15 protein-coding genes are annotated in these 19270 nt (G+C 45.2%); 10 read left to right on the plus strand and 5 right to left on the minus strand.

Annotation, left to right across the window (positions count from 1 at the left end; translation table 11 throughout):
- The first annotated feature begins 100 nt into the window (after positions 1–100).
- From QUA53_RS02385 to QUA53_RS02395, 3 genes are all read left to right on the plus strand, one after another.
- On the plus strand, positions 101–2671 hold the full coding sequence (locus QUA53_RS02385) for a glycosyltransferase (RefSeq protein WP_333094910.1): 2571 nt from the start codon (positions 101–103) through the stop codon (positions 2669–2671).
- Positions 2672–2820: 149 nt separating this feature from the next.
- Entirely contained in the window at positions 2821–6318 is a 3498-nt protein-coding gene (locus QUA53_RS02390; RefSeq protein ID WP_333248653.1) for a glycosyltransferase, read from the plus strand.
- 71 nt (positions 6319–6389) lie between these two features.
- Positions 6390–7718, plus strand: coding sequence for a GH39 family glycosyl hydrolase (locus QUA53_RS02395; RefSeq protein WP_333094908.1), 1329 nt, complete (start codon positions 6390–6392; stop codon positions 7716–7718).
- 95 nt (positions 7719–7813) lie between these two features.
- Here QUA53_RS02395 and QUA53_RS02400 read toward each other — a convergent pair whose 3' ends face one another.
- Entirely contained in the window at positions 7814–8113 is a 300-nt protein-coding gene (locus tag QUA53_RS02400) for a contact-dependent growth inhibition system immunity protein (RefSeq protein ID WP_333094907.1), read from the minus strand.
- Positions 8110–8649, minus strand: a complete 540-nt coding sequence (locus QUA53_RS02405) for an RNase A-like domain-containing protein (RefSeq protein ID WP_333094905.1) — start codon at positions 8647–8649, stop codon at positions 8110–8112. Before QUA53_RS02405 ends, QUA53_RS02400 begins: the two co-directional genes overlap by 4 nt.
- Positions 8650–8967: 318 nt before the next feature.
- Here QUA53_RS02405 and rfbF point away from each other — a divergent pair, with 318 nt between their 5' ends.
- The 5 genes from rfbF (at position 8968) to QUA53_RS02430 (ending at position 13846) form a co-directional block, all read left to right on the plus strand.
- Positions 8968–9744 carry a glucose-1-phosphate cytidylyltransferase gene (gene rfbF / locus QUA53_RS02410; RefSeq protein WP_333094903.1) on the plus strand — a complete coding sequence of 259 codons (777 nt, stop codon included), beginning with the start codon at positions 8968–8970 and terminating at the stop codon, positions 9742–9744.
- Between the two features lie 205 nt (positions 9745–9949).
- Positions 9950–11014 (plus strand): acyl-CoA dehydrogenase family protein, encoded by a 1065-nt coding sequence (locus tag QUA53_RS02415; protein WP_333094902.1) that lies wholly within the window; start codon positions 9950–9952, stop codon positions 11012–11014.
- A 77-nt stretch (positions 11015–11091) separates the two neighbouring features.
- Positions 11092–11823, plus strand: coding sequence for a cyclase family protein (locus QUA53_RS02420; protein WP_333094901.1), 732 nt, complete (start codon positions 11092–11094; stop codon positions 11821–11823).
- 176 nt (positions 11824–11999) lie between these two features.
- Positions 12000–12746, plus strand: coding sequence for a DUF1995 family protein (locus tag QUA53_RS02425; RefSeq protein ID WP_333094900.1), 747 nt, complete (start codon positions 12000–12002; stop codon positions 12744–12746).
- 329 nt (positions 12747–13075) lie between these two features.
- Entirely contained in the window at positions 13076–13846 is a 771-nt protein-coding gene (locus QUA53_RS02430) for a metallophosphoesterase family protein (RefSeq protein WP_333094898.1), read from the plus strand.
- A gap of 177 nt (positions 13847–14023) precedes the next feature.
- On the opposite strand, the gene QUA53_RS02435 is transcribed toward QUA53_RS02430, so the two are convergent.
- Positions 14024–14875 carry a M48 family metallopeptidase gene (locus QUA53_RS02435; RefSeq protein ID WP_333094896.1) on the minus strand — a complete coding sequence of 284 codons (852 nt, stop codon included), beginning with the start codon at positions 14873–14875 and terminating at the stop codon, positions 14024–14026.
- 372 nt (positions 14876–15247) lie between these two features.
- On the opposite strand from QUA53_RS02435, the gene QUA53_RS02440 reads away from it, so the two are divergent.
- Positions 15248–15772 (plus strand): DUF4330 domain-containing protein, encoded by a 525-nt coding sequence (locus QUA53_RS02440; RefSeq protein ID WP_333094895.1) that lies wholly within the window; start codon positions 15248–15250, stop codon positions 15770–15772.
- 334 nt (positions 15773–16106) lie between these two features.
- Here QUA53_RS02440 and QUA53_RS02445 read toward each other — a convergent pair whose 3' ends face one another.
- The gene (locus tag QUA53_RS02445; RefSeq protein WP_333066981.1) at positions 16107–17012 is read right to left on the minus strand and encodes an alpha/beta hydrolase; all 906 of its coding nucleotides are present in this window, start codon (positions 17010–17012) and stop codon (positions 16107–16109) included.
- 529 nt (positions 17013–17541) lie between these two features.
- Here QUA53_RS02445 and QUA53_RS02450 point away from each other — a divergent pair.
- The gene (locus QUA53_RS02450; protein ID WP_333094894.1) at positions 17542–18156 is read left to right on the plus strand and encodes a hypothetical protein; all 615 of its coding nucleotides are present in this window, start codon (positions 17542–17544) and stop codon (positions 18154–18156) included.
- Here QUA53_RS02450 and QUA53_RS02455 read toward each other — a convergent pair.
- Positions 18124–19059 (minus strand): hypothetical protein, encoded by a 936-nt coding sequence (locus QUA53_RS02455; protein WP_333094893.1) that lies wholly within the window; start codon positions 19057–19059, stop codon positions 18124–18126. The genes QUA53_RS02450 and QUA53_RS02455 overlap by 33 nt on opposite strands.
- Positions 19060–19270: the final 211 nt, after the last annotated feature.

Raw genomic sequence — 19270 nt, forward strand, 5'->3', positions numbered from 1 at the left:
TTCAAGCTTTTGTAAGTAGATCTACCGAACACAAAATAATGCTGAATGTCCGGCACATTAATCTAAACTAGATAATCATAGGTTAACAGCGAGCTAAATAATGTCAACAGTCAATCAAACACCGCTCATCAGCGTAATTATACCTGTATATAATGGCGATCGCTACATCGTACAAGCGGTAGAAAGCGCCCTATGTCAAACTTTTACTAACTTGGAGATTATAGTTGTAGACGATGGTTCGACAGATCGCACGCAGCAAGTATTGCAGCCTTATTTTGACAAAATTCGCTATATATACCAGGAAAATCAAGGAGTAGCAGTCGCCAGAAATATTGCTTGCCAACTAGCGCAAGGCGAGTTTTTGGCATTTCTAGATGCCGATGACTATTTCCTACCATCCAAGCTAGAGAAACAACTAGCTTGCTTTGACGCTGACCCCACCTTAGATATGGTGCAAACAGGTTGGTCGATCGTCGATGAAAACGGGCGAGAGATTTCTGCTGTCAAGCCTTGGCAGCAAGCGTCTAAATTAGATTTAGAAAGCTTTATTCTATATAAATGCGTGCGGCCGAGTGCGATAATGCTGCGCCGAAAGTGGTGGGTAAAATTGGGCGGTTTTGATTCTCAGTTTCCACTAGCAGAAGATTTAGACTTTGCCTTGCGTTTAGCTTTAAAGGGGTGCAAAGCAGTTTGGTTAGAAGAAACACTTACCTGTTATCGCCAGCACAATTCTAATCTCATGTCAATCGGTTTTCGCGTAATGAAGAATATAGAAATAGTGATGAAAAAATTCTTCGCTAGACCCGATTTGCCTCAGTCAATTCAGAAGTTAAAAAACCCAGAACGCTATCAATGCTTAAAGTGGCTGGCATGGCGGATGTATCGCGACGGTCATCTAGCAGAGATGGCACAGTGTTTAGAAGAGTCATTACAATATACGCCTTTTTTGCCAACAAAAACAGTTTTGAATTGGCTAGAAAGTTTTCAGATGGCTTCGGAAGAATATGGTGAAAATTTTGACGCTTATTCGCTGAGTACGTTAGCGGAATGGCAAGAGATAATTCTGATGGTGATGACTAATCCACCCCAATCTCAACAGAGTTCTATTCCCACAGCTTCACCAGCGCGTGAAGCGAAGCTACCCCGTAGGGAAACGCACATTCTACTCTACAACACCGACGATCCGGGCGTGGGAGGATTAGCGCAGTATAATCATGCCATTCTTTGTCAGTTAGCCTTGTTAGGCTATCGAGTCACTTGCGTGCAAACCAAACATTCTAGCCCCTTGCTGGAGCGAGAACGAGAGTTAGGTATAGAGCATTTGTGGCTGGATTTTAGCGGCCATAAAGATTTACAGCGGGTGTTAAGAAATACTCAGGATGCACGAGAGCTTTTTGCTAGCAATCAACCGGATATGATTATTTTTAGCGATGGTTGGCCCTTTTCCAATTTTGCAGCTAAACAGGTAGTTATTGAAATGGGAATACCATACATGATGGTGATTGGGTTAGTTATGCCAGAACACGCAACTTTTGCCTGCGGGGATGTAGTGCCTTATGTAGAAGGAGTGCTCTACCACTGCTTGCAAGCTAGAGCCTTGATTGTTGGCGCTTACGAACATTTGAATTTATTATGCCAAGATTTCAAGTTACCAAAAGAGCGAGGACAAGTGATTTATTTGGGACGTTCTCCCAAATATTTTGCACCTCCTAATGCTGCGGCTCGTCAACGCCTGCGACAAGAAATAGACATTCCTGAAGATGCGATTGTCTGTTTCACATCGGCTCGATTGGCATCGATTAAAGGGCATCGATATCAGATCGAAGCAATCAAGCAGTTGCAGCAGTCTCCTGTGTGGTCTAAACTGTATTTTGTGTGGGCAGGAACTGGTGAGGGAAGCGCTGACAATGTAGAAATAGAATTGAGGAAAACTATTAAAGAGTTAGAGGTGAGCGATCGCGTAAAGTTGATCGGACAGCGCTGGGATATTCTAGATTGGCTTGATGCTAGCGACATATTCATTTTGACTTCTCTGGCAGATGCAGCGCCTTCTCTTGCAGTCATGGAAGCGATGGCTAAGGGATTGCCGATAGTTGCAACGGCTGTGGGCGGTATTCCTGAAGGGCTTGGCGATACTGGGAAATTGTTGCCCGATCCGAATACCGATCCAGAGGGAACCGCGAGGGAATTGGCGAAAACTGTAGAAGCTTGGGCGATGTATTCAGAATTGCGCCATCAAATCGGTCAAGCTTGCAAGCAGCGGGCAGAGAAACTATTCAAAGAGGAACGGATGTTGGCAGAGTCGATGGAGGCGATCGAAAAAGCTTTAGTTTGCGATGATAACCAAACAGATCAATTTGTTGCTCAAAAAGAGGTTCAGAGGTCAATAACGAAGATAGAAAGCCGGGTGCATTACAGCTCTTTAGTGTGGAATGCTTGGCAGGCTTACTGTCAAGAAGATCTAAGCAGAATGCAGAAGTCGCTTCAAGAATCTTTGAAGTACACACCTTTTTTGACTACAGAAACGCTATTAAACTGGGTCGAATATTTTGGCAATTTTTCGTCAGCTAAAGGGCATAATTTAGATACATATTCTCTAATTAATTCAGCAGAATGGCAACAATTAGTCGAGGAAGTACAGGGAATTGAATCTGTATTTTATGCACGCTAAAATACCAGATTTACCTTTCAAATTCGGATTGCTGTCAGCAGTACAATTGTATCTGCCTTCTGCCTTCTGCCTTACCTCCGTTACCTCCGTTACCTCCGTTTCCGAATCAGTTACCGAACCCTTCCTTATCACCGATAAAACTCATGTCAATGGCAAATCCGACACCGCGAGTAAGTGTAATTATTCCAGCATATAATGGATCTCGCTACATCGCGCAAGCGGTAAAAAGCGTCATCAGCCAAACCTATAAAAACTGGGAAATTATCGTCGTAGACGACGGTTCAACCGACGACACCCGCCAAGCATTGCAGCCTTATGTTGAAAAAATTCGCTATGTTTATCAGGAAAACCAAGGAGTAGCTGCCGCCCGCAACCGAGGAATTCAGGAATCCCGATGTGAATTAATTGCTTTTTTAGATCAAGATGACTTTTTATTGTCAGATAAGTTAGCTGGACAAGTTGCGTTATTTGACGCTCAGCCATCATTAGGAATTGTTAATAGTGGCTGGCGAATGATTAAAGAGCAAGGCGAAAGTATTTTCGATGTCAAACCCTGGGAATATTTGCCTCAGCTAGACTTAAAAACCTGGATTGTTTATCTGCCACTACTTCCCAGTGCGATGATGTTTTCGCGGCAGTGGCTGGAACGAGTCGGTGGCTTTGATTCTCAATATGATTCAGTAGATGATGCCGACTTAATCTTGCGTTTAGCACTATCTGGCTGCGAAGCTGCTTGGTTGCCTGAAGTGACAGTATGCTACCGCCAGCACGGGCAAAATGTGTCCATCCAGAGAGCGCTAAAACAGGCAAACCTTTGTATTAAATTAAAGCAAAATTTCTTCAGTAGAGCCGACTTGCCAGAGGACATCCGCCAATTAGAAAAGCAGGCGTTGTATGAAGCTCTGACATGGATGGCGTGGCAACTTTACTACAGCGGCTATCCGGCAGAAATGACTGAGTATTTGCAAAAATCTTTAGATTATACCCCGTCCTCGCTGACACTAACTATAATAGATTGGGTAAAGCGCCTTATCGGAATTTCTAACACCTACGGCTGCCCAATTGATGGCATGGCTCTCAGAAAAATACCCGAATGGAAACAGTTAATGGGTAGTATCATTCCTCCCAAAAAAGTGCGCGTCAGTGTCATTATCCCGGCTTACAACTGCGAGCGCTACATTGTCAGAGCCATAGAGAGTGTTCTCAGCCAGACTTATGAAAACTGGGAAATTATCGTCGTAGACGACGGTTCAACTGACAACACGCGCCAAGTTTTAGCACCTTACCTCGATTTAATTCAATACATCTATCAAGATAACCAAGGAGCAGCAATTGCTCGAAATCATGCTTGTAAGTTAGCAAAAGGGGAATTTTTAGCTTTTCTCGATGCTGACGACTTCTTCTTACCAGAAAAACTAGAAAAACAAGTAACTTGCTTTGACGCTGATCCCACATTAGATATGGTGCAAACAGGTTGGGTTATTGTTGACAAAAACGAGAAAGGCATCTATGGAGTAAAGCCTTGGGAAGGAGCACCAAAATTAGATTTAGAAAGTTTTGTTTTGTACAAATCAGTGCGTCCCAGCGCCATGATGCTGCGGCGAGAGTGGTGGGAACGCTTGGGCGGTTTCGATCATCGCTTGCCGCCAACCGAAGATTTAGATTTTGTGCTACGTTTAGCTTTAAAAGGCTGCAAGTCAGTTTGGTTAAAAGAGATATTAACCTGCTATCGTCAGCACGACAGCAATATCATGTCTAACGGCTCCAAATTAATGAAAAATACGGAAATTTTGATGGAGAAATTTTTTGCTCGGCCAGATTTACCTCAGCACATCCGCGACTTGAAACGCGCGGAACGTTACAAGTGTTTCGTATGGATAGCATGGCGGATGTATCGCGACGGATATTTGGCAGAAATGGTCGAATGTCTGGAAAAATCTCTGCATTACACTAATCTGACAGGTACTGAAACTGTTTTTAATTGGTTGGAAACTTTTAAGGGAGTTTCGGAACAGTACGGCTACCACTTTGATGCCTATGCTTTAACCAATTTACAGGAATGGCAAGACATAGTGGCGATCGCAGCGAACAATCCTTATCAGTTTCAATCGGCTCCCAGTTCGACTTCTCGGCAGCCAAGACAGCACGTACTCTTGTACACAGAAGATTCAGGAGTCGGCGGATTGGCTCAGTTCAACCACTCGCTGATGTGTAAATTAGCTGCGGATGGCTACCGAGTTACCAGCGTTCAAAGTCAAGCTTCTAACCCTTTAATTACCGAACAAAAACAGCTAGGTATCGAACATATTTGGCTAGAGTTCGACACGATGAAAGAGTTTTTGCGAATAGCTTACAATTTAGATGACGCTCAAAAGATTTACGCCCAGGCTCGACCGGATTTAATTATATTTAGTGACGGGTGGCCGATGGCTAACTTTGCCGCAAAACAAGTTGCGATCGAGCAAAATATACCGTACATAATCAGTTTGGGTTATATCAATCGCAATTATGAAACTTTCGATCGCGGCGATCAAATTCCCTATTTCGATGCAGTTGCCTACCAGTACATGGTAGCCAAAGCAGCAGTAGCTGTTTCCCACGAGAATTTAAACTTGTTCCAAAGTCTATTTAAAGTGCGTTTAGAACGGGGAAAAGTAATCTATTATGGCAGACCAAATAGTTATTTTGAGCCTCCGAATCTTTCCACTCGCCCACGCCTGCGTCAAGAACAAGGAATCCCCGAAAATGCTGTTGTTTTTTTTACGGCGGCGAGATTGACTCCAATTAAAGGATATCAGTATCAATTGCAGGCGATCGCCCAATTGAAAAATCGTCCAATTTGGTCCCAAATTTACTTTGTTTGGGCCGGGCCTGGGTCTACTACTCACGACAATCTGGAACCTGAATTAAGAGCAACTGTGAGCCAATTGGGAGTAGAAGAACAGGTTAAATTCTTAGGACAGCGCTGGGATATTGCCGATTGGCTAGACGCCAGTGATATCTTTATTTTATCTTCCGAAGCTGAGGGAATGCCACTAGCGATTATGGAAGCAATGGCGAAAGGATTGCCCGTAATTGCCACAGCAGTCAGCGGTATTCCCGAAGAATTGGGAGACACGGGAAAGCTACTGCCCGATCCTACAATCGATCCAGCAGGAACAGTAAAAGAGTTAATAGAAACGGTCGAAATATGGGCCGAAAATCCCGAAGCGCGCAGGCTTGCAGGACAAGCTTGCAAAGCGCGAGCTCAAGAACTATTCAAAGAAGAACGAATGCTTCGGGAATATGGAGAAATAATTGAACAGGCATTTGTAAGTGATGAGAGCGACAGTTTCTCTATAAGTCCGAAACTCCAAAAGCAGGTACAGCAAGTTGATAGCCTGCTGAAATACTATTATTTAGTGTGGAAAGCTTGGGAGGCTTACGAGCGGGGAGATATGTACGAGATGGTGAATAATTTGCAATCTGCTTGGGCTTGCACACCTTATTTTACCACAGAAACTATCTTTGATTGGGTGAAAAATTTTGGTATTTTCGCTGCGGAAAAAGCAGTTCCGTTCGATACCAACGAGCTGATTAACTCCAGCTCCTGGCAACAAGTGATAGAATCAATACAGAGTTTTGAAGTGTTGTCATCTGTTCGTTAAAACTGAGTTCTAGCAGCATTCTCAGGAACGGGCAAGATGCCCATGCCACCAAACACCAACCAAAGAAAAATATGCAACTTAAATTCAATTTCCCACGTATTCATAGACTGCTGCCAATTGGTTTAGCTATTGTCACTGTTCTGTTAATAGCCTATTTGGGACAGGCAAAAGCGATCGCCCAACTGCGATCGAACGTGACAGTAGATTTTGGACAGCCTGCCACCGGTACAATTTCCATGAGTGGCATCCTGCACGGAATAGACACTGCCAAACCGCCGGATAGCTCGATAAAACCCTTACAGCCCAAACTTTGGCGGGCCGGGAGACTCGATATTTACGATCGAGTAATCGCCAGCGGAGCCGAGTTTCAGTTAGTAGTTAGCGACTTGTGGGGCTACGGTAGCAATCCCAATGGCTGGCCATATCAAAATTACCCCGCGTGGGAAGCATTCATCCGACAGTTAGCCCAGCAAAATAAAGGCAAAAAAATTATTTGGGATGTATGGAATGAACCAGATTTGAAAGATCCATTTTGGAAGGGAAGCAGAGAACAATTCTTTGAAACTTACAAAAGAGCTTACAAAATCTTGCGGGAAGAATTGGGACCGTCAGCGATGATTGGCGGGCCGAGCCTCGGCCGCTACAGCAAAGAATATCTCGCCGCTTTTTTGGATTACTGCAAGGCTAACAAACTTGAAGTAAACTTCCTCTCATGGCACGAACTTAACGACACGATGATTTTATTTGTTGACGATCACGTAATTGAGGCTAAACGCAATTTTCAGCAAAGTCCCTCTTACAAGGAACTGAAATTGCAAAAAATTTACGTCAATGAAATTGTGGGGAACTTAGCGCAGTACCAGCCGGGAGAAATCTTAGGTTATTTGTATAACTTAGAGTATGCAAAAGCTGACGGTGCTTGCAGAGCTTGTTGGGAGAGCAAAGGGCCAAATAAAGTTAGCAATTGCTTCAACAATACGCTGAGTGGGATGGTCACGCCTAATAATTTTGAACCGAGAGCAGCTTGGTGGACATACAAAGCTTATGCTGAGGGAGTTAATTCGCGGGTGCGGAGCTGGTCAAATAACAATCGCCTTGTCGCTTTAGCCAGCAAATCAAATTCGGAAGGTAAAGCACAGATACTTTTAGGTTATTTCGATCCCAATTTTTCCTCAGCAACAACGGTAACATTAAGCCTCGGAAATTTGGAGCAGCTTGGTATTCAAAGAGGTCAAAAAATAACTCTAAAATTAGAGAAAATTCCCAACAATCAAGAAGGAGCAGTGCCACAGCTTGTCACCGTTAAAGAAGAAAGTTTTTCGGTAGGTAGCGGCAGCTTGGCTTATGTTATCCCTAATTTCAACGTCCACGAAGGCTACTTATTGACGGTTAGTAAGTGAGCTAGCTATCCTATTGAATTGGGGACAAGTTGTAGGGACACGGCACGGCCGTGTCCTTATAAATATATAGCCGTGTTCTTACAAATATATATATTTTAACTGGGATTATTCAAAGATTTTTGCACCGATTCCAACCACCCTCGGACTGTTTGATTTTCGGATTGGGGGTCGTAGTAACACCCTAATTCATCGAGGATGAATGCTTCTAAATCGGCTGGGGCGATCGGCATTTCTAGCAATTGGCTGAGTTCTTGCGATGCAGCTTCAACACTTTCGGGTGGTTCGCTGCTGCGGTAGTTGTTCACTACATCACTGGGAGTGTCAGCTTCTAAAGGCCAGTCTTGGTGAAAGTAGGAACTGAAAAATTGGGTTAAATGAGGAAATTGATCGATCATTGGGGATAAGCTGTGAGAATAAAGTATCCGGGAGGTAATTTGGCGCTGCGCTGGAGGACGATTCTCAGGCTAGTTGTCGAAGTTGCTTTGGATGCTCGGCGACGCAGAGTAATGCCAATGATTCTGTTGGCATTGTAGTCGATCGTATAACGATTGCCTCGACTTTTCACCCAGGAGTCGATCGCACTTTGATTTCTGTTCATTGCTTCTGCAATAGCCGCTTCGGCGACAGAACGATCGGTAAAAGAAGATGCTGCAGAAATTCTTGTTTCGCTTGCGAGTCGCTGTGCTAGTTGTGCTTCTGTTTTACCAACGTGTCTCTCTAAAGTGTGCCCTCCTGCTGATTCGTGAAATTCTAATCCGCCGCCCGGTATGTTCGGAACAAAAGCTAGGGTGGTTGGTGCTATAGTTGAGCCTTCCGGTGCAACAACCGTGGCGTAAACACCAGGTATTGCCGATTGGAATAATATAATTATTGAGGCGATCGCACAGAGGATACCTAAAAAGTTTTTTAGGCGATCGAGTTGATTTTTCATTGCTGTTGAATCTATTTCTTATATTTAGTATAGGTACTTGCTGTTTTTTTGTCTATGTCTTAATCGACTCTTAGTAAGTTAGAAAATGCGCTGTATTCAAATATACGGTTCGCAGTACCCACCCTACTGCTAGTTAGAAATTGCGCGCAGCATTCAAATACACGCTGCGGTCGCGCGCACCCTAAAATTATTTATAATAGTTCGTGATTTCTGCGGTTTACAAAGCTTCACTCACTATGAGAAAATGTTAATAATTCTTTGAAAAAAATCCTGATGATTGATGATAAGTTACTTTATTATCTTTAAAAATGTGAAAAAATGCAAGTAGTTATCCTAGCAGGCGGTCTCGGTACTCGTCTCAGAGAAGAAACAGAGTTTCGTCCCAAACCCTTAGTTGAGGTGGGGGGGCATCCGATTATTTGGCACATCATGAAGATCTATGCACACTTCGGTTTCCAAAACTTTATTGTGTGCTTGGGCTATCGAGGCAACATGATTAAAGAATATTTCCTCAATTATGAAGCCATGAACAATGACTTTACTATCTGTCTGGGACGCCAAAATACCATCACTTATCACGAGGAACACCTCGAACAAGATTTTAAAGTTACACTAGCTGAAACTGGCGCCGCAAGCATGACAGGAGGGCGGGTAAAACGGATCGAAAAATATATCGATCGCGAGAATTTCATGGTGACATATGGCGACGGAGTAGCTGATGTCAATATTGAGGCTTTAGTCGATTTCCACAAGTCTCATGGTAAGCTGGCAACTGTCACCACATTTCGTCCGATTTCTCGCTTTGGAATTTTGGATGTAGACAGCGATAGCCGAGTAGTTCAATTTTCTGAAAAACCTCAAATCGACGGCTGGATTAGTGTTGGATATATGATATTTAACCGCCGGGTATTTGAGTATTTAGGGGAAGATGATTGTATTTTAGAACAAGAGCCGATGCAGCGTTTGGCTGCAGACGGACAGTTGATGGCTTACCGTCATGATGGGTTCTTCTTTGCGATGGATACTTTTCGAGAATACAAGTATTTAAATGAGCTTTGGGATGAAGGGAAGGCTCCTTGGAAAGTCTGGAAATAAATTAGTTGGGGCGCGAAATTCAATTTCTGCCCCACACAAGTGTGAATAAAAATTACTATAAAATTACCTCATAAATCCGGTGGCTTCGTAGATTTTTCGTGACTTGTCGCAAAAATCGCAGTCACTGGGTTTTTATAGTTCCCTATGAGTGGGAAATCAAACTTTTCTAAATAAGGTAAAACTTACTATAAAATAATTATAAAGAATGGATTCCCAAGAAATTCTCAACAGCACAGAAACTTACCTACAAAAGTGCGTTGCACCCCAGGCGGAAATTATCGACAGCGACTCGAAAGCGCTGAAAACAGCAGTTGCTGGATTAGAAAATCGATCGCTCTTAGCATTGCGAGTTCCCCAAAAATGGGGCGGTGCCGAAATTGCACCGGAGATTTTTTACCAATACCAGGAATTGACGGCTCGATATTCCGGCGCATTGTCTTTCCTGCAAACTCAGCACCACAGCGCAACTGCGATGCTTGCCAACAGCGACAATCAAATGCTAAAAAGAAGATACTTGCCCGCGATTGCCCAAAAAGAGCTACGCTTGGGTATTGGGTTTTCGCATTTGAGGCGATCGGGCAATCCGGCAGTCACCGCAACTCCCACAAAATCGGGGTATTTACTGTCAGGAAAAGTTCCTTGGGTAACAGGTTTTGGCTTGTTTCAAAAGTTTATTGTAGCGGCGGTACTTCCTGACGAACGCTCTGTGTTCGGTTTAGTGCCTTTTGCCAATATTGAACGCGAATCGGGGAAAATAGCTTTTAGCGAAATCATGCAGTTAATCGCCATGAGTTCGACTAATACTGTGACAGCCACTCTCGATAATTGGTTGCTGCATGAATCGGAAATAATTTCAGTTAAACCTGTCGGCTGGATTTCGGAAAACGACAGCAAAAATATACTGAATTTTGTTCCGGGTACTTTTGGCTGTATTCGAGCGGGATTGGATGTAATTGCAGCAGCGGCTGCTGTTAAGAATTCACCTTTGATAGCGGCGGCTTCCCAAAAATTAGAGCAAAAGCTCGATCGGCTAAAACAGAATTTCCCACAATCTCAACATAGCTCGAAAGCAGAACAATTAGGGCTGCGAGCTCAAGCCATTGATTTAGCGGTGCGTTGCGGGCACGCGGCGGTTGCAGTTTCTAGCGGTGCTGCTAACGGTGTGCTACACCCCGCCGGGAGAGTTTACCGAGAAGCTTTGGTGTATACTGTTTCCGGACAAACAAAGGATGTTATGGAAGCAACGCTCGATCGACTAATCGAATTTTAGATTTGAGATTTTATATTGAGAGCGCAGAATGTCAAAAACTTAACTGTATTTAATAAATAATAGGTATATTTAACCTGATGACAAACAACTTCAACTCACATAACTTAAAAACGATTGCCTACAGCCACATTATAGACTTAACCCATGTAATTCATCCCAACATTCCCATCTGGCCCGGAGATCCAGCGACAGAAATTGCCCCAGTAGCTCAAATAGAAACAGACGGGTATTTCCTGCGAAAATTCTCGATGGGCGAACACAGCGCAACTCACATCAACGCACCCAATAGCTTTTATGCAGCAGGCGCCAGCATTGATAGTTATTCCCCGCAGTCGCTAGTTTCCCCTGCAATTACGATCGACATCCGAGAGCAAAGTCTTGCCAATCCCGACTACACTTTAACAATTGATGATATATTGACTTGGGAACGGCAGCACAAACTTATAGAACCGGGAAATCTAGTTTTATTGTATACTGGCTGGCAAGAAAAATGGAATGACGAGAAAGCATTTTTCAACCGAGACGAACGCGGGATTTGCCATTTTCCCGGATTTGGCAAAGCAGCAACTCAATTTTTGCTAGAAGAACGATCAATCGCCGGAATAGGAACCGACACCCACGGAGTCGATACCGGGCGAGATGAAAGTTTTGCGGTTAACAAATTGGTATTGGAAAAGCAGCGAATAGTGCTGGAAAATCTAGCAAATCTAGACTTGTTACCTGCGGCTGACATCACTTTAGTTATCGGAATATTGCCTCTTTTGGGAGGTTCCGGTTCGCCAGTGTCGGTGTTAGCTTTTGTTGCTTGAGGCGGTAAAACTTACATCTTGCACCATTCTTAAGAACGGGCAAGATGCCCGTTCCACAAGAAAATTCACTCTTTGTGGAACAGGCATCTTGCCTGTTCCTAAACAGGTAATTGAGAATGGTGCAATATCTCAAGTAAAATTAGATTGAGAGAAGTCGAGTAAAAACAATTAGATTAATGACAGAACTGCCCAAGGATCTCAACGAGGCGATCGCCCAATCCCGCATTGCCACCGCCGCTGCCCTCTCGGACGGCAAAACTCTACTGCAAGTCGAATTAGTATTTCCAGAAATCGCCCTGCAAGCACAGTCTATCACCTTACAATTTCTCCCAGAATTTGAGGAAATCTACCCCGGAGTAAAAGTCTTTTTTCCCGACACCGGTGCGGCAGCCCTCGCGCGCCGCGACTGGGGAGAAACACCGTTTAAAGTCACTGATTTGGGTAGCAGTCGCACCCCTGTTGAAGATAAAATAGCACCGGAAGATCAACTTTTCCTTTTGATCAATCCAGCAGCCGTAGAAGTTGCCCAAGTCGAAAAAATTTACATAGCTGCGGCCGGTCGCCCAGTAATTCTACTCAACCCGCGCCTGGAAGATGTTGCCACCATAGGTATAGGCTATGCGGGCCGCCAATTGCGCGATCGATTCCTCAGCAAAATTGAATCTTGCTACTATATCAGACCCCTAGACACTGCTGCTTTATTCCGCTGCTACCCTCAACCGTGGCAAGTGTGGCTGGAAACCAACGACGAATACGAACTAATTTCTGAAACCGCCCAAAAACCAGTCGGAGACGATTTAGAGCGCATTTTAGCCGCTTCTCTCCCAAGCGCCGATCCTGACTCCTCCACACCTGCCAAACCTGTAAAAAAGAAAGGTTTTTTGGCAGAACTCCAGACATTCCTCAAAGCTTTGACTCAGTGACAATCGTTAAGGCTCGATCGTCTTTTAGGGTGTGTCAGCTAGGATTATTTTCGACTTAATCCGTCGTCTAATCGCTGATGCACCCTAAAGCGTGAAATAACTCAAAGCTTTGACTCACTAACAGCAGTTGCAGAACCACAATTAACAGCTTGCCTGTGTTTCTATCAGTAGCTACGCAAACAGACACTGGCGAGCTTTACACGACATTTATACAAAGGAGTATAATGGGTGACACCCCTCCACCGTAAAAGAGGGGAGGCAAATAGCAGCAAAATCAGATGCTATAAGCTAGAGATGGGGCTTTTGAGTCAGGGAAGCGGATAAACACAATGGAGCACCGGCGCATTGTTATCGGGGACGTACACGGGCATTACGACGGGTTAATGACCCTGCTAGAGGCACTTGCCCCCAGCTCGAACGATCGCGTCTATTTTTTGGGAGACTTAATCGATCGCGGCCCCAAAAGCGCTCAGGTATTAGATTTTGTGCAGCAAAGCCCATACCAAACTCTGTTGGGCAACCACGAACAACTGATGCTGGAAGCTTTGTCGGGGACGCCGATGGATATGCGAGCGTGGCAATCTTGGCTCTACAGTGGCGGCGATGCGACAGTAGCAAGCTACAGAGATACAGGGATGATGCCGTACAAACACTTAGAGTGGCTGCGATCGCTCCCCACGCACTTGGACTTAGGGGACATCTGGCTGGTTCACGCCGGCGTTGACCCACATCTGTCGATCGATGAACAGTCGATCGAACAACTGTGTTGGATTCGCAGGGAATTTCACACGATGTCGAAACCCTATTTTCCCAATAAATTAATTATCACCGGTCACACGATTACCTTTACCTTTCATGGGGTCAGACCGGGCGAATTAGTCAGGGGCGAAGGGTGGTTGGATATTGACACGGGTGCTTATCATCCCAAAAGCGGTTGGCTGACTGGATTTGACCTCAGCTACCGCAGAGTTTATCAAGTAAATGTATTTAACAATCAAGTCCGAATTTTGCCGTTTGACGAAGTTGTCAGGCAATTGAAGCCGCAGCCGATTGCACCCTCGCAACCTGCGATCGATTCTGTTGTTCAACAGCAGTGTTAAATCAAGTTTTCTTTGTAGGGTATGTCAGCTTAAGTCCGATCTCTTAAATCGAAATTAACTTGCTGCTGACTTACCCTAATAACTGGATTTATTTTTTAACGAACCGCGAAGACGCGAAGATCGCGAAGTAAGAAAAAAGAAGAGAAAATAAGAGAGTGCCTGACTGATTTACATTTGCTACGAACCTAAAAGTCTGCGGATTTCTAGCCTGTAATCCTCATTATTCAAACCTTCACCGCTAGCAAGATCCGGATCGATAGCCTGTGAAATAGCCGCAATGCGATCGCCAGTTGCCGGGTGAGTGCTCAAAATGCTAGGAGGAGAAGGTTTGTCCAGCAACTTTTTCATAAAATCAACCATCCCAGATTGAGCGTAGCCCGCTCGCCCCATAGTTTGCAATCCCAACTGATCGGCTTCATACTCAGCTTGGCGGCTGTGGGGACGGCGCAAAGCCAGTTCCACCCCAATCTGAACCGCCTGAGATCGATCGAGCCCTGTGGCGGAAGCTACACCTGAAGCTATGGCCATTTGACGCATTTGTTTAACCGCGTGGCGAGCATTAATGTGAGCGATTTCGTGGGCGATCACACTTGCCAATTCTGCCTCATTGTCCGCCGCTGCCATCAAGCCTTTATTCACATAAACAAAACCGCCCATAGTTGCAAAAGCATTAATCGTGTCGTCGTCAATGACTTGAAAAGTATAAGGAATATTCGGGCGAGTGCTTTCTTGAGCGAGTCGTTGACCGATGCGGTTGATATATTCTGTAGTGTCCCGATCGCGGTCAATCTTAAACTCGCTGTTCGTTAACTGCTGATTAATTTGTTGACCAATAGCCACCTCTTGTCGATCGGACATATTCGACAATTGAATAACTTGAATGCCCCGAAAAATCAGTTCAGGCAAAGAAAATGCTTGAGTCGGTTCCGGGGAAACCACCCCGATACCCGCAGCCACAATCAGGGACAGAAACAGATAAATCCCCCGGCTGCAAGTATGCCGGCAAGTCAACCAAAAACTTTTTAACATGAGTGATACGTGCCAGAAGTTAGATAAAATTGTAGAAAAAACTTGAAAAGTCACTAAATAGGCAGACGTAATTTGAGGCTGCTTAGTTGCTATTCTAGCTTTTTGTCAATTTTGAACGGCGCCACCAGCTTTTGGGCGATCCAGCCAAGGCCGATCAACCGCCGTTAACTGCCTTCTGGGTTAAGTGCCCCAGTCATGCGGATTTTGGGCGATCGTTGTGGTAATATCTTTTAGCTTCAGGACTTACGCATCAATAAAGTATGTAATTGCCAGCGGTAGCTCAGCAATAGCAGCATCTGTTTTTCATCGATGTCTGCGTAAGTCCTGAGCTTGTAAACATACTCCTGTCGCTATCAGTATAATAGGCGATTTATGAAAATTTTGGATTCTCAAGGCCGGCTGTTCGGCAAACTCAGCATCCTAGACGTAGGTGCCGCTCTAATCGTACTGCTAGTTGCAGTCGGAATCTTCTTCTTTCCCGGCACTTCTGGCGGTTCCGTCGCCCAAGTCGGCACCAGTGTCAAACCTGTAGAAATTGATGCAATTGCGATCGGTCTCAAAGGAACAAACGTTGAAAATTTGTTCAAAGCAGGCGATAAAATCAATGTGGTGATCCGCAATCAACCCTCCGGTCAGATTACCATCAAATCTGTCAAAACTCTCACCAGAACCCTAGCAGTTCCTCAGCCCAACGGCACTCTGAAAGCTCTCCCCGATCCCAGAGAAGAAGAAGCCTTCAGCAAAAATATGATGTTTACCTTAGAGGGAAAAGGTCAACTTACTGAAAATGGTCCGGTTTTAGGTAATACGAAAGTCAAAATTGGCACTACGCTAGAGCTTGAAGGCAACAAGTACATTTTCAACGCCAGCGTTATCGACGTGCGAGTCAAAGAATAATTAGTTGTCAGTTGTCAGTTGACTGTTGACTGTTGTCGGTGGTCATTGGTGTCAAATTCAGACTAAAATTCATGATAAATCTCGCTTATAGCAGAGTCTAGATCCCCCCTAGCCCCCCTTAAGAAAGGGGGGACAAGATTATTGTCAAAGTCCCTCTTATTAAGGGGGATTTAGGGGGATCTAGATTTGGATATAAACGAGAGATACAGCGGTCTTTAGGATTAAGTTGACATCTATGGGTAGTGGGAAATTAATCTTCCTTCTTCCCTCGAACCTGGAACCTCTATCCGTGACATCCGTTTGCATCCGTTAAAAAATCCGTTGCCGAACTTCTTCACCCTTCTGAAAGCAACTTTAAATATTGCCGAATTAAGCCAATCGTGACAGCGGGAATTTCTAACTGCGGAGTCAAACCTACATTTTCCAGAGGTTGAAAAACTTTGATTGCTTCGGGGTTGAGGTTTGCCAACCGCTGGCCGATATCGGGTCCGGTAAACTGCGATTTTTCTCCCCAAATAATCGCTGTCGGTGTTGTTAGCTGAGTGATGTACAGTGACAAATCAAAGCACAAATCTCCCCGCACAAAAGACAGGGCGGCATATTCTGCATTTGGTTCCAAAGCAGATGCGAGGTAAGCATCAACAATTTCTTGGTAAACGCGACGGGAATCGGCAAATTGACGTTGTTCTAGGAAGCTACGGATGCCGCCGTCTGTGGCGATTCCGGTACTGTAGAGCAAGCGATCTAAAATCGGCGTGTTGACTAGCTTAGCGAAGAAACTGCTGCCGTAATCTTGTCCGAAGTCCGACAAACCGCTGGGTATGGTCAAAATTAGGGATTTGAAGAGATCCGGCCGGGCGATCGCAGCTCGAATCGCGATCGCCCCTGTCAGCGAAGAAGCAATCACCTCTGTCGGACTGCCGCAAGTTTTTTCTAGAAATTCGATCAACGTTGTGATATAATCTTCAACCTGATAATTTCTTGCCGGATGTTCCGATCGCCCCCAACCGATTAAATCCGGTGCTAAAATTCGATATTCTGTCGCAAAAGCCGGATAAACTTTCGACCATTCATAGGCACTCGACCCGCCACCAAAACCGTGAAAAAATACTAAGTTTGGTTGCTTTTCCGAAGTTGAGGTCGGCAACCCCATCCAAGGCATTTTTTCAGCAGTGTAGTAAACCATTCTGCCGAGAGAAGTAACTATCGATCGCTGACCGAAGCCGAGGGGTACAAGCATAAACTAACCTCAATCGCTGTTATATTTTAGATTCTTTTCCATCGCCCCGTCTTTGTTTAAAAAACTTGCAAAGCTGGTGGCGTTTTTGTAAAGATTGAGTAATGATTTAAATCTATTTTAGTACAGGTGAAGCGTGAAACTACAGACAGCAAGTAAGTTTTGCGATTTGGGCAATTCGGCTGTGTAGTTATCCTTACCCTTGCAAACTACCGCCGATCGGAGATAATAGCAAAATGATGGGTAAGACCCCTCACCAAAATAGAGTCTGTTCGCCAAACCCGAAAGCAGGCGCTCGGAAAGGAGGACTATTAGAACTCGCTTTCAGGCAGGCGGCAGGTTTGCCGACGCTCGCCAATCACAAATCATTAATCACGATATTTTGCGGAGCAGTGGCTTTTGAGGTCGAAAGTCTTTGTTGGAGGGCGGGCGATGCGGTTTCGATTCCTAATTGCAGGTTTGGCAATCACGGGCCTCGCCGTTATCAATTCCAAAACACAAGAAACAACTAATCTCAGGGAGGTCTACTAAAATGCAACTGCTCAGAAAAAGGGATCGCGAGGGTTTTATGGTTGATGCGAAAAGTCTTCAATCTGACGGGTTGGCAGAGTTTGACACAGCCTGTCGAAGCATGGATTTAAACGGCAAAAAGTCTTTTGTCGCCACTCCAGAACGCTCAGGCGCAGGTTCAGATGTGCGATCGCGCGCCACGGTACCTGCGATCGTCCGCGTAGCTTTAGAAGACTTGAAATGTTTTGAAGTAGTAGAACACCAGTTTGCACATTGGGGGGTGACTTTTAGCAATGCCGTCGCCATCCAACCTTCAAACCCAGCATTTTTCACGGGTTCTGCGGCAACAGTGTTAATGGGGGCCCCGAAAAGCGGACTGATAGAAGTAACTTTTAAGTATCCAGTTCGCTGGGTGTCGGGACTTGTCACCAGTTCGCGACGAACTGTTTTATCTGCTTGTGACATTGACGGCAACCCAATTGTTCAGGATGAAATGCCGGCGCCCAATCTGGTCGGGTCTAATTCTCCGATCGCCCCTAGGGCTCCCCTGCGCGTAAAAGCTCCGAATATTCATAAAATTACTTTTTACGCTTTTGACGGTCAGCTAATAGTCGATGACTTGATTTTTGGATTTTAAAGCCATGCCATAAGTAGCGTCCCAAGTCTGCAAACCTTCGAGAAGGGCATTGCGGACTAAAGCTTCTGGTTCCCGACTCAGCATCAGGCGAAAGCACTCGGCAGCGCGGGAACGGGCGATCGAACTTTTGACGGAGCTCACAGGGCCAAACCCACCCTTATTCACCAAATCGGTCATTTGTCGCACTGCAATCAAACGCTTCACGGGGTCAGCATCAGTCAAATCCGCCAGAATGCGATCGAGCGCCACTTCATCTTTTGCGGCCCTGCGACTCAACCCTTGCCGCAGCAACAGCCCTGCAATTGCGATCGTGCCCAAATTCTGCAAAATCACGCTCAAAGCCATCCAGTGGCTCTCGGAGTCCGCCCAAATCGCCAAACTCATGTAAGCGCCCAAGGTAGCAATGCCGCCCGTACCCACGGCTAAAACGAACCGGCGGTTCGGGCCATCCCAAAATTGCTCGCCTTTCGATCGCAGCAATTGCCAGTCCCACGACTGCCCTCGGTAAACCAGCATCATCGCTGCTATCCCCAAGCCGGTGGAAAACAGTAACTGACTGTTCCACCACCCCCAAACTGCTGCCAGGGTGACAACTGCCAGCCAACCTTTCGATCTAGTCAAATGCTCTAGCAGCCACTTGAGAAGAGCAGTAGAAACCACAGGCGATCGGGCCCAGGAGGTCTTACCATCTGCCCTCCTACGCCTTGTTTCGGCAGTCCGGCCTGTGGCTGTTGGGGTTCCCGGCGGGCGACGATCGTCCGAACTAAATTCCCTCAAAGCTTGGCCATCAGTTATTTCTAAAGACAGGTCGCTCAAGGGGAGATTGCCGAGTTCCAAAGTGCGATCGGACATTTTCACAGGCGATCTATTCAGCTTGGTTGTAGTTTTTTTAACTTGATTCATACTGACTTTTTTGAAAAATAACTTAAAGTTATCTAGCCTTTTTTAGCACTGATTTAGATTCTCGGTAAACAAGAGTCTAAGACTCTATGATACCCGAAATTCAAACCCGTGACGAGTACCGCAACTGCGCGGAATTCCGAGAAATCCTTACCCAAAATAGAGCTATTGAAGATTGTTGGGAAAAGCACCACAGGTTAACAGGGAATATTTC

This window comes from Microcoleus sp. Pol12B3 (assembly GCF_036701355.1).
Classification (GTDB): Bacteria; Cyanobacteriota; Cyanobacteriia; order Cyanobacteriales; family Microcoleaceae; genus Microcoleus.